Here is an 11,372-nt window from a genome sequence, read left to right as displayed (position 1 = left end):
CGTCGTACCCGTTGTGGGGGTGTAGCTCAGTTGGGAGAGCGTCGCGTTCGCAATGCGAAGGTCGTCGGTTCGATCCCGTCCACCTCCACCATGTTGAAAACAAAGGGCCTCACGGGAAACCGTGAGGCCCTTTGCATTTGCGGCGTCTGCCGAATTGCAAAGCAAGCGGGCTTTGTTATCCGGAGCCGATGACTGCCGACCCGTCCGCCTCCCTGTCGTTCTTCGCCCGCCTCTGGCTCGCCTGGCTGTGCTTCTGGCGCTGCCTCGTGTCCCGCGATTTCGCGCAGGCGGTGCTTCCGGCCAGTCGTGCGTACGACTCGGGGACGCTGAAGGAGCTGCCCGCCGGCACGCCGGCCCCTCGCCAGGAGGCCCTGCCCGTCTCCGTGGTGGCCCCTGCCGCGCCGCCCCCGGAGAAAGAGCACGCCAGCGCGCTCGGCCTCTTGGGGATGCTCCAGCGCGAGGGCCGCTTCCTCGACTTCGTGCAGGAGAACGTGGCGGCGTTCCCGGACGCGGACGTGGGCGCGGCGGCGCGCATCGTCCATGAGGGCTGCCGCAAGGTGGTGCACCAGTACCTGACGCTCCAGCCCGTCCTCCCGGAGGGCGAGGGGGCGCGCGTGACGGTGCCCGCCGGGTTCGACGCCCAGCGCATCCGGCTCACCGGCAACGTGGCGGGTGAGCCTCCCTTCGCTGGCACCCTGCGCCACCACGGCTGGGTGACCACCGAAGTGAAGTTCCCGGCGGTGAGCCCGGCGATGGATCCCCGCGTGCTCGCGCCCGCCGAGGTGGAGCTGGCCTGAGTCGCAGCGCACGCACGCACGCACGCCCTTCTTCAGGAGTCCCCGTCCGATATGGCCCGGTACGCAATCGGCATCGACCTCGGCACCACGCACTCCGCGGTGTCGTACTTCAACCTCGAGGACGGCAAGGCCCGAGGCCGCGCGCAATCCATGCTGCCCGTCCCGCAGCTCACCGCGCCCGGCACCGTGGAGGCGCGCCCGCTGCTGCCCTCGTTCCTCTACCTGCCCAGTCCCCAGGAGTTCCCCGCTGGGAGCCTGGCCCTGCCGTGGAACGCGGACGCCACCTCCATCGTGGGCGAGTTCGCCCGCGCGCACGGCGCCAAGGTGCCCACCCGGCTGGTGTCCTCGGCCAAGAGCTGGCTGTCCCATCCCGGGGTGGATCGCCGCTCGGCGCTCCTGCCGTGGCAGGCGCCCCCGGAGGTGCAGCGCGTCTCGCCGCTGGACGCCTCCGCGCGCTACCTGCGTCACCTGAAGGAAGCGTGGGACCACACCTTCGCCCGCGCGCGCGAGGACGCCGGCAACGCGCTGGCCGAGCAGGATGTCATCGTCACCGTCCCGGCCTCGTTCGACGCCGCAGCGAGGGACCTCACCCTGGAGGCCGCCAAGGCCGCGGGCATCGCGAACCCCACGCTCCTGGAGGAGCCGCAGGCCGCGCTCTACGCGTGGCTGGAGGCGATGGGCGAGAACTTCCGCCAGCAGATGAAGCCCGGCGAGGTCATCCTCGTCGTCGATGTGGGCGGCGGCACGTCCGACTTCTCCGTCATCACGGTGAAGGACCGCGACGGCGACCTGGAGCTGCTGCGCGTGGCGGTGGGCGACCACATCCTCCTGGGCGGCGACAACATGGACCTCGCGCTGGCGCACACGCTGAACCAGCGGCTCGCCACCGAGGGCAAGAAGCTCGACACGTGGCAGTTCAACGCCCTCACCTATGGATGCCGGCAGGCGAAGGAAGCGCTGTACGCCGACCCGTCCATGAAGAGCGCGCCCATCGCCATTCCGGGCCGGGGCTCGTCGCTCATCGGCGGCACGCTGCGCACGGAGCTGACGCGTGAGGATCTGGACCGCGTCCTCACGGATGGCTTCTTCCCCGTGTCCCCGCTGACGGACCTGCCGCGCACGGCGCGCCGCACGGGCCTGGCGCAGATGGCGCTTCCGTACGCGCAGGACGCCGCCGTCACCAAGCACCTGGCCGCGTTCCTCACCCGTCAGGCCCAGGCGCTCGCGGCCAGCCACGACGCGCCGGTGGATGTCACCGGCAAGGCCTTCCTCCACCCCACCGCGGTGCTCTTCAACGGTGGCGTCTTCAAGGCCGGACCCCTGAAGGCGCGTGTCCTGGAGGTGCTCAACGCGTGGCTCGAGGCCGACGGCGGCGCGCCCGCGAAGGAGCTGGAGGGCGCGGACCTGGACCTCGCGGTGGCTCGCGGCGCGGCGTACTACGGCTGGGTCCGTCAGGGCCACGGCCTGCGGATCCGCGGCGGCACGGCGCGCGCCTACTACGTGGGCGTGGAGACGGCGATGCCGGCGGTGCCCGGCATGGAGCCACCCGTGAAGGCGCTGTGCGTGGCCCCCTTCGGCATGGAGGAAGGCACCCAGGCGGACGTTCCCCCGCAGGAGTTCGGCCTCGTCACGGGCGAGCCCACCCGCTTCCGCTTCTTCTCCTCCTCGCTCAGGCGCGACGACGCCGTGGGCGTCATGTTGGAGGACGTGGACGTGGAGCTGGCGGAGGGCACGCTGGAGGAGCTGGCCCCCATCGAGACCTCGCTCTCCGGCCAACCCACGCCCTTTGGAGACCTGACGCCCGTCAACCTCCAGGCGGCGGTGACGGAGCTGGGCACCCTGGAGCTGCGGTGCCTGGAGAAGGGCGGATCCGGTCGCTGGAAGCTGGAACTCAACGTGCGGATGAAGGAATAGAAGGGCCGGCGTCAACCGGAGGCGTATGCGAATCGTCGGCATCGACCTGGGCACCACCCACTGCGCGGTGGCGTCCGTGGACCCCGCGAAGGGAGCGGGCGCGCCCGTCGAGGACTTCCCCATCCCGCAGCTCGTACGACAGGGCGAGGTCAGCGCGCGCGCCCTCTTGCCCTCCACCGTCTACGTCCCCGCCGGCGCCGAGTTGGCCGCGGGCACCACCCGCCTCCCCTGGGGCGATGACGGCGGGCCGTGGGTGGTGGGCGAGTTCGCCCGGTGGCAGGGCGCGCGCGTGCCCGGCCGCCTCGTGGCCAGCGCCAAGAGCTGGCTGTGCCATCCGGGCGTGGACCGCTCCGCGCCCATCCTCCCGTGGGGCGCTCCCGCGGACGTGGCCAAGCTGTCCCCCGTGGACGCCAGCGCGCTGCTGCTGACGCACATGGCTCGGGCCTGGGACTTCGCGCACCCGAGCGAGCCCTTGTCCAAGCAGGAAGTGGTCATCACCGTCCCCGCCTCCTTCGACGAGGCCGCGCGCGCGCTGACGGTGAGCGCCGCGCGCAAGGCGGGCCTGGAGAGGTTCACGCTCCTGGAGGAGCCCCAGGCCGCGTTCTACGACTACACCGCGCGCCACCGTGCGGGCCTGGAGGCCGCGCTCGGACAGGTGCGGCTGGTGCTGGTGGTGGACGTGGGGGGCGGCACCACGGACTTCACCTTGGTGCACGCGGGCGTCTCGCCCGAGGGGCCCATGCTCCGGCGCCTCGCCGTGGGCGAGCACCTGATGCTGGGTGGCGACAACATGGACGCCGCGCTCGCCCGTCGCGTGGAGGAGAAGCTCTTCCCTGACGGACGGCGCCTGTCCGCCGCGCAGTGGACGCAGGCCATCCAGGCCGCGCGCACCGCGAAGGAGTCCCTGCTCGGCCACACGCCTCCCGAAAAGTACGGCGTGTCGCTGCTGGGCGAAGGCAGCCGGCTGTTGGGCGGAACCTTGTCCGCCGAGCTGGGGCGGGATGAGGCCCAGGCCCTGGTGCTCGATGGCTTCTTCCCGCGCTCGGCGCCCACCGAACGCCCGCGCCGAGCCGCGCGCATGGCGCTCCAGGAGCTGGGCCTGCCGTACGTGCAGGACGCGGCGGTGACACGCCACCTCGCGGCCTTCCTCGCGGCGCATGCCGCGGCGGGCTTCGCGGCGCTGGGCCAGTCACCTGGCGACGCGAGCGCCCTGCCCCGCCCGGACGCGGTGCTGCTCAACGGCGGCGTGTTCAACTCGCCCCAGATTTCCGAGCGGCTGGTGGAGGCGCTGTCGGCCTGGTGGCCGGACGCGCCGCGCATCCCCTTGCTGCGCCACGAGTCACTGGAGCTCGCCGTGGCGCGCGGCGCGGCCTACTACGGGCTGGTGCGGCGCGGGCATGGCCTGCGCATCGGCGGTGGCGCGGCGCGCGCCTACTACGTGGGACTCCAGCGCCCGGCGGACAGCACCGAGCAGCCCGCGCTGTGCCTCATCCCCCGCGGCTTCGAGGAGGGGCAGAAGGTGGACCTGGGCGAGCGTCCCTTCACGCTCACCTTGGGCAAGCCCGTGCAGTTCCAGCTCTACTCCACCACCAGCGACCGCATCGACAAGCCGGGGGACCTGGTGCCGCTGGCGGAGGACTTGAAGGCGCTGCCGCCCATCCACACGCTGCTCCGAGGCACCTCGGGCAAGGCGTCGGATGTGCCGGTGCACCTGCAAGCGGCGCTCACGGAGATTGGCACCCTGGAGCTGTACTGCGTCTCCAACGTGGCGGACGAGCGCTGGCGCCTGGAGTTCGAGCTGCGCGGCACGGGCGGCTCGCACGAGCTGACCGTCACCGAGTCCATGCCCGCGCGCTTCGCCGAGGCGAAGGAGAACGTGGAGCGGGTGTACGGCAACAAGCCCCTGCCGCTGGGCCCCAAGGACGTGAAGCAGCTGTCCCGCACGCTGGAGAAGGCGCTGGGCCCACGCGACACGTGGCGCGTGCCAGTGCTTCGCGAGCTGTGGGGCACGCTGTACGCCGGCGCCAGCAAGCGCCGCCGCTCGGACGACCACGAGCGCGTCTTCTACAACCTCACCGGCTTCTGTCTGCGCCCCGGCTTCGGCTATCCCTTGGACGCGTGGCGCGCGGAGCAGACCTTCAGCCTCTTCGAGGGGCTGGTGCAGCACCACACCGACAAGGCCGTGTGGACCGAGTTCTGGGTGATGTGGCGCCGCGCCTCGGGCGGGCTCACCGAGGCCCAGCAACAGAAGCTCTACGCGTACCTCCAGCCGCACCTCGCGCGGCGCGTGCCGCCCAACGCCCCGACGACTCCGGGCAAGCTCAAGGGCATCCAGCCCGAGGGCCTGGAGGAGATGGTCCGCACCGCCGCCTCGCTGGAGCACCTGCCCGCCAGCGACAAGGCGGAGCTGGGCCAGTGGGTCGCCGCGCGCCTCCAGGCCGAGGCGAAGTCCGGCGGTCCGTGGACCTGGTCCCTGGGCCGACTGGGCGCGCGCGTCCCCCTCTACGGCAGCGGCCACAAGGTGGTGGACGTGGAGACCGCCGAGGCGTGGCTCACGCTCCTCTTGGACATGGATCTGCGCAAGCTCGACGGAGCGCCGTTCGCGGCCGCGCAGCTCGCGCGCCTCACCGGCGACCGGACGCGAGACCTCGCCCCGGCGCTGCGTGAGCGGACCGCGCAGGCGCTCGTGGCCGCGAAGGCGGCGGACACCTGGGTGCGCATGGTGCGGGAAGTGGTGGCCCTGGAGGCCGCGGATGAGGCTCGCGCCCTGGGCGACACGCTGCCCGCGGGACTGCGGCTCTCCTGAGACGGGGGCGGGGTAAAGCCCTCCCGTCGGGTCGGGCAAGTGCCTCGCGACCCGTCGAGAGACCTGCTGGGGAGTGGATCAGCCCTGGGCGACGGCCGGTTCGGCCACGTCGTCCACGGCGGGCTCGGGGACCGCGTCGGGCGCCGTGTCCGGAAGAGACTCGGCGACCGGGCTCGCGGCCACGGCCTCCTCGCCCTTCTTCGGCTTCTTCGTGCCCGCCCCCGAGCGACAGGTGCGGCACCATGGCTGGTTGCGGATGGCGCCATCCGCCATCTTCCGCAGGCCGAACTGCGCCAGCGGCTTCAGCGTGCGGCACTTGATGCACATCAGGGAGATGAGCACCTCGTGGCCATCCGCGTCGTACACCGCGGACTTGCGCCGCTTGCGCGGCTGCCCCGGCTCCCGTTGCTGAGCCTTCTCAGGCGCAGGCGGCGCCATCATCGGGGTGACCTTGTAAAGCATGTCTCTTCCTCCGCTGGCGGGCACACCGCGCGCGCAGGCAGGACTCCGCCGCGCTGGCACGGGCACTCGCCCTCCGTAGAGTAAGGAGGAATCCTCCCGTTGGAAACTGCTCCCAGGCCGAAAAGTCGGCCCCGGCGCGATTTCTTCGATCTTTCGGAGGGTTGCGACCCCGTGCAGTCCGGGCGGATCAGCACGGGTGGCAAATTTCCAGCGGCGCCCCGCCTCAGTGTCCCGCGTTCGGACACGCGCCCTGGGGCGGCGTGAAGATGACGCGCCCCACCTGGGGAGGCACCAACGTGCCGCCATGCGCCCGACCGTGGGCGATGAGCACCTGGCGCAGATCCTCCCCCCTCGCCAGGTCCACCCGCTCCGGTGGCAGGGTGTCCGTGAGCGGCCCCACGCCGTCGCCGCCGCGCGCCAGGAAGTCCGGCAGCGCCACGCGATACATGACGGTGGGCTCCAGCGGGCGCCCGTCCGAGAGCGTCACCGCCTGGAGCCGCTGAGGCCCCTGGCACGTGTCCAGCGTCACCCGGACACCGGACACGGCGAAGACGCCCTTGCGGCTGCCATAGCCCAGCGACAAGAGCCGGCGCAGCTCGGCACCGCTGAGGTTGAGCAGCGCCAGCCGGTTGTCGAAGGGCAGCACCTCGTAGACGTCGCCGAAGGTGAGCGGCCCCGCCGCGAGGTCCGCGCGCAGGCCTCCCGCGTTCATCACCGCCACGTCCGCGCCCGCCACCGAGCGCAGCGCATCCGCGATCAGGTTGCCCAGCGTCCCTTCCGACTCGTACGCGCGCAGGAGCTTCTCCGTCGCGGTGACGCCCACGGGCGCGCGCTGCATGGCCGCGACGCGGGCGAGCGTGGGCGCCATCACCACCTCCACCTGCGCGTCCGGAGTCACCGGGCCACCGCGGAACGTCGCGGGCACCAGGTGCACGGAGCGCTGCTCGCGCAACACGGCCGCGTCACAGCTCCCCGTGGCCTCGTCCACGCGAGGGCAGACCGGGACCGCGGCCTGGATGCGCGTCAGCTCGGGCCGCACGCGGTGGGTGCGCGGATCCACGTAGAGGTCCACGACGCCGAACGAGCGGCTCTGCCCGGACGTCTCGATGACGGGCACGTCTCCGAAGAAGTGGCCCATGGGCTGGTGCGTGTGGCCGGCCACCACCGCGTCCACGGTGCCCGGCGGCAGGGCCTCCAGCAGCGCGTAGATTTCACCGTCCTGGCGATCGCAGCTCGACGTGTCGCGCGGATCCTCCAGCTTCGCGCAGTGGCCTCCCGCGTGCGCGGTGATGACGACCACCTCCGCGCCCCGAGCACGCAGTGACTGCGCCGCCGCCAGCGTCACCGGCAGCATCGGCTGGAAGCGCAGCGCCGCGACGTTGGCCGGGTTGGTCGTCTGCGGCGTGCTCGGCGTGGAGAGGCCCAGGATGCCCACCTTCACGCCCTGCACCGTCACCAGCGCGGTGCCGTCGTTTCCCGTCCAGGCCGGGCGTTGACCATCGGCCTCGCGCAGGTTGGCGGCCAGGAACGGGAACCGGGCCTGCTTCACCCGGACCTTGAGCGCGCCCAGCGGATCCTCGCCGGGGTGGGTCGCGATGGGCGACGGGCCCTCGGGCCCGTAGTCGAACTCGTGGTTGCCCAGGGCCGCCGCCGCGTAGCCCAGGTAGTTGTACACGTCCACGACGAGGGCGCCCTCCGTGAGGTTGGAAGGCAGCGTGCCCTGGAAGAGGTCTCCCGCGTCCACCAGGAACACCCCCCCGGGGTTGTCCTGGCGCAGCCGCGCGACATAGCCCCCGTAGTTCGCCGCGCCCCCCTCCTCCACCACCTGCCCATCCGGGAGCGTCTGGCGACGGGCCCCCACCCAGCCGTGAAAGTCGTTCGTCCCCACCAGCGTCAGCCGCAAGGGCGCGTCAGAGGTGGGCGAGGCCGGAGGCAACCCAGGCGGCGTGGGCACGGGCCCGCCCCGGCAAGCCGAGGCAAGCGCCGCGAGCAGGACGGCGGTCGTTCGAAGGGAGCGAGGCATGGGGGGCGCACTTCAGCGCGCCGCCCGCCCGCAGGCAACGCGCTTCAGCTCCGACGCGCGCGACTCCGCCCCCACAGCGCCATCGCCAGCAAGGCCAGCAGCGTGGCGCCCGGCACCGAGGTCGTACCGCATGAGCAGCCGCTGCCCTCGTCCCGAGGGACGGAGGGGAAGCCGCCCACGGGGCCATTGCCTCCTGGCTGGGTGGTGCCGCCGGTGCCCCCGTCCACGCCACCATCCCCCACTCCGCCATCCCCCGGAGGCAGCTGCGTGGCGATGCGCAGCGGCGGCGAGAAGGCCCGCGCCACGGTGCCCCACGACACCAGCTTGAGGTTGTCCGCGGGCGCGTGGATGGCGTCATGCGCGACGAAGAGCCCCTCGGGGAACACGCTGCCCAGCGCGCCTGGATACACAGCCAGCGCCCGAGGCGAGTCCACCGCGTCCACGCCGCCGTCCTGGTCCAACCGGAAGCTCCCCACGCTCGCGAGCGAGCGGCGGTCGAACACGTCGAACGTCCCCGCGCCCGTGTCCGCGACCAGCAGGTAGCCGTCCGTCGAGGACGCCGAGTACAGCGCCAGGCGCCCCGCCTGCGCGGACAGCAACGCGGGGTCCACCACGCGCATCCCGGCGGTGCCCGCGTCAGGCTCCGCGGCGAAGCGGAAGATGCCCTGCCCCGAGCGCGTCACGTAGAGCGCTCCCGCGAGGTCATCCGCCACCGCGCCCGCCACCCCCGTGCCCACGTTGCCGAAGTCACGCACCGGGGTCGCCTCCACCCCACCGTCACTGACGGCCTGGAGTTGAAGCTGCCGCAGGGTGCCGTCCTGCGCGCCCGCGAAGGCGAAGAAGCTGCCCGTGTTGGGGCTGCGATAGAGCCGGACCGTGTTGTACCCGTGGGCCTGATCCATCACCGGCGACACGCGGCGCAGCGTGCGCGTCGCGGGGTCGATGACGTAGGCCACCAACCCGTTGAGGCTGGGATTGGCCGTCACCACCAGGGACTGCGACGTCGTCCCCAGAGGGAAACCCTCGTGCACGTCCACGCTGGAGACGATTCCCTCCGCCGCGTAGACCTGCTGCGCCCCGCCGTCCAATCCATACGTCAACAATCCGTTCTGCGTGTCGGCCGTCAGCAGCAGGCTGTTCGCCGGCACACTCGGATTCACCCAGATGGCGACGTCCTGGATGGTGTTCGTTCCCGTCACCGCGGGCTGGGTCTGTAACGACCAAGGCAACGTGACGGGCTGGGCCAGCGACGAGGCGCTCGCGAAGAGCACAGGCACGGCGAGAAGTGACGAGGGAATGCGCATGACCGTCTCCCAGTGGGCACCACGCCCGGACGCGACAGTCCGTAGTAGGCACGAGCCCGCACCCATTCAAGTTCCAGGCCCCGGGAACGGTTGGCGACCTGTGAGCGCGTCGAGTAGAAAGCCCGCGTCTTCCATCGAACGGGCGAGGCCATGGCGACCAAGCGCGCACTGATTACGGGCATCACGGGGCAAGACGGCAGCTATCTGGCGGAGCTCCTCTTGAAGAAGGGCTACGAGGTGCACGGCATGGTGCGCCGCTCGTCCGAGGAGAAGTTCGAGCGCATCGCGCACCTGCATGGAAAGGTTCAGCTCCATCAGGGCGATCTGCTCGACCAGTTCTCGCTCGCGGCGCTGCTGAACCTCGTGCAGCCGGACGAGGTCTACAACCTCGCGGCGCAGTCCTTCGTGCCCACCAGTTGGAACCAGCCCGTCCTCACCGGCGAGTTCACCGCGCTGGGCGTGACGAAGATGCTGGAGGCCATCCGGCACACGCGCCCGCAGGTGCGCTTCTACCAGGCGTCCTCCAGCGAGATGTTCGGCAAGGTGCTGGAGGTCCCCCAGACCGAGGACACGCCCTTCTATCCGCGCAGCCCCTACGGCGTGGCGAAGGCCTACGGCCACCACATCACCGTGAACTACCGCGAGTCCTTCAAGCTGTTCGCGGTCAGCGGCATCCTGTTCAACCACGAGTCGCCGCGCCGGGGCCTGGAGTTCGTCACGCGCAAGGTCACGTACAACGTGGCGCGCATCAAGCTGGGGCTCGCGGAGAAGCTGCCCATGGGCAACCTGGACGCCAAGCGCGACTGGGGCTTCGCGGGTGACTACGTGGAGGCCATGTGGCGCATGCTCCAGCAGGACGCGCCCGAGGACTTCGTCATCGCCACCAATGAGACGCACACGGTGCGGGAGCTGGTGGAGATCGCCTTCGGGCGCGTGGGGCTCGACTGGCAGAAGCACGTGCACATCGACCCGGCCTTCGTGCGCCCCGCGGAGGTGGACCTGCTCATCGGCGACTACGCCAAGGCGAAGAAGAAGCTGGGCTGGGAGCCCACCGTGCGCTTCAAGCAGCTCGTGGAGATGATGGTGGACGCGGACCTGGAGCGCGTGAAGGCGGGGCAGCGGTAGATGCGCATTCTGGTCACCGGAGCGGATGGCTTCGTCGGGCGGCACATGTGCGGCGCACTGCGCGCGGCCGGCGACGAGGTGGTGGAGGCCCACGGGCCTCGAGGTGAGGGCATCAACAGCACGGCCCTCCACTTCGACGTGGCGGACGAGGCCGCGGTGCGGGAGGCCGTGGCCGAGGTGAAGCCCGAGGCCGTCATCCATCTGGCGGGCTTCAGCTCGGTGGCCAAGAGCCACCAGAACCCCTCCCGCGTGTTCGCCGTGAACACGCTGGGCGTGGTGCACCTGCTGACCGCCCTGCGCGAGAGCGCGCCCAAGGCCCGCGTGCTGCTGGTGGGCTCGGGCGAGGTGTATGGCCCCGTCCGCGAGGGCACGCGCGCCACCGAGGCCCATCCCCAGGTGCCCCTGAGTCCGTACGCGGCCTCGAAGACGGCGGCGGAGCTGGCCGGCGAGCAGTTCCACCGCAGCTACGGCATGGAGGTGGTGCAGGCCCGGCCCTTCAACCACCTGGGCGCGGGGCAGGACCCCACCTTCGTGGTGCCGTCCTTCGCGGCGCAGATTCGCGCCATCGCGCTGGGCACCGTGGATCCGGTGCTGCGCACGGGCAACCTCGACGCCATCCGCGACTTCTCCCACGTGAAGGACGTGGTGGAGGCGTACCGGGTGCTGCTCACGAGCGGCGTGCCGGGCCAGTCGTACAACATCTGCTCGGGCGAGGGCCGCACCATCCGGAGCCTGCTCGAGGAGATGCTCGTGCTCGCGGGTGTCGACGCGCGCATCGAGTTGGATCCCGCGCGGCTGCGCCCCTCGGACATCCCGAGCCTGGTGGGTGCGCCGGACAAGCTGCGCGCGCTGGGTTGGCGTCCCACGCACACCGTGGCGGATGCGCTCCGCGACGTGCTCGGGCCCAAGGTTCCGCGCGTCGCGCAGCTGGGCTGAGTGAG

8 protein-coding genes and 1 tRNA gene are annotated in these 11,372 nt (G+C 71.6%); 6 read left to right on the top strand and 3 right to left on the bottom strand.

The genetic code is table 11. The features are described from left to right. Nucleotides 1–15: 15 nt before the first annotated feature. The 4 genes from JGU66_13395 to JGU66_13380 all read left to right on the top strand — a co-directional run bounded on the left by JGU66_13395 (nt 16) and on the right by JGU66_13380 (nt 5,517). Nucleotides 16–91: transfer RNA gene (locus JGU66_13395), tRNA-Ala, on the top strand. Between the two features lie 97 nt (nt 92–188). Beyond that, complete coding sequence (locus JGU66_13390; protein ID MBJ6761763.1) at nt 189–797, top strand: DUF2760 domain-containing protein; 609 nt, start codon at nt 189–191, stop codon at nt 795–797. 51 nt (nt 798–848) lie between these two features. Continuing rightward, nucleotides 849–2,711 carry an Hsp70 family protein gene (locus JGU66_13385; protein ID MBJ6761762.1) on the top strand — a complete coding sequence of 621 codons (1,863 nt, stop codon included), beginning with the start codon at nt 849–851 and terminating at the stop codon, nt 2,709–2,711. 25 nt (nt 2,712–2,736) lie between these two features. Continuing rightward, a complete protein-coding gene (locus JGU66_13380) occupies nt 2,737–5,517 on the top strand; it encodes a hsp70 family protein (GenBank protein MBJ6761761.1) in 2,781 nt (926 codons plus the stop codon). A gap of 78 nt (nt 5,518–5,595) precedes the next feature. Here the strand turns inward: JGU66_13380 and JGU66_13375 are convergent, their stop codons facing one another. The 3 genes from JGU66_13375 to JGU66_13365 form a co-directional block, all read right to left on the bottom strand. Next, nucleotides 5,596–5,979 (bottom strand): hypothetical protein, encoded by a 384-nt coding sequence (locus JGU66_13375; GenBank protein MBJ6761760.1) that lies wholly within the window; start codon nt 5,977–5,979, stop codon nt 5,596–5,598. A 223-nt stretch (nt 5,980–6,202) separates the two neighbouring features. Continuing rightward, nucleotides 6,203–8,002: a bifunctional metallophosphatase/5'-nucleotidase gene (locus JGU66_13370; protein ID MBJ6761759.1), complete on the bottom strand. Its 1,800-nt coding sequence runs from the start codon at nt 8,000–8,002 to the stop codon at nt 6,203–6,205. A 44-nt stretch (nt 8,003–8,046) separates the two neighbouring features. After that, complete coding sequence (locus JGU66_13365) at nt 8,047–9,306, bottom strand: phytase (protein ID MBJ6761758.1); 1,260 nt, start codon at nt 9,304–9,306, stop codon at nt 8,047–8,049. A gap of 150 nt (nt 9,307–9,456) precedes the next feature. Between JGU66_13365 and gmd the strand changes: the two genes are divergently transcribed. Both gmd and JGU66_13355 read left to right on the top strand, forming a co-directional pair. Next, nucleotides 9,457–10,431, top strand: a complete 975-nt coding sequence (gene gmd, locus JGU66_13360; protein ID MBJ6761757.1) for a GDP-mannose 4,6-dehydratase — start codon at nt 9,457–9,459, stop codon at nt 10,429–10,431. After that, nucleotides 10,432–11,367 carry a GDP-mannose 4,6-dehydratase gene (locus tag JGU66_13355; GenBank protein ID MBJ6761756.1) on the top strand — a complete coding sequence of 312 codons (936 nt, stop codon included), beginning with the start codon at nt 10,432–10,434 and terminating at the stop codon, nt 11,365–11,367. The last annotated feature ends 5 nt before the right edge of the window (nt 11,368–11,372 follow it).

The organism is Myxococcaceae bacterium JPH2 (assembly GCA_016458225.1).
Taxonomy (GTDB): domain Bacteria; phylum Myxococcota; class Myxococcia; order Myxococcales; family Myxococcaceae; genus Citreicoccus.
Note: the sequence above shows the minus strand (reverse complement) of the source record. Positions and strands in the feature narration are given on the sequence as shown.

What these genes read in the sequence shown, in the direction of transcription:
- JGU66_13390 (MBJ6761763.1), top strand. Translation starts at nt 189, where the DNA reads ATGACTGCCGACCCGTCCGCCTCCCTGTCGTTCTTCGCCCGCCTCTGG.
- JGU66_13385 (MBJ6761762.1), top strand. Translation starts at nt 849, where the DNA reads ATGGCCCGGTACGCAATCGGCATCGACCTCGGCACCACGCACTCCGCG.
- JGU66_13380 (MBJ6761761.1), top strand. Translation starts at nt 2,737, where the DNA reads ATGCGAATCGTCGGCATCGACCTGGGCACCACCCACTGCGCGGTGGCG.
- JGU66_13375 (MBJ6761760.1), bottom strand. Translation starts at nt 5,979, where the DNA reads ATGCTTTACAAGGTCACCCCGATGATGGCGCCGCCTGCGCCTGAGAAG.
- JGU66_13370 (MBJ6761759.1), bottom strand. Translation starts at nt 8,002, where the DNA reads ATGCCTCGCTCCCTTCGAACGACCGCCGTCCTGCTCGCGGCGCTTGCC.
- JGU66_13365 (MBJ6761758.1), bottom strand. Translation starts at nt 9,306, where the DNA reads ATGCGCATTCCCTCGTCACTTCTCGCCGTGCCTGTGCTCTTCGCGAGC.
- gmd (MBJ6761757.1), top strand. Translation starts at nt 9,457, where the DNA reads ATGGCGACCAAGCGCGCACTGATTACGGGCATCACGGGGCAAGACGGC.
- JGU66_13355 (MBJ6761756.1), top strand. Translation starts at nt 10,432, where the DNA reads ATGCGCATTCTGGTCACCGGAGCGGATGGCTTCGTCGGGCGGCACATG.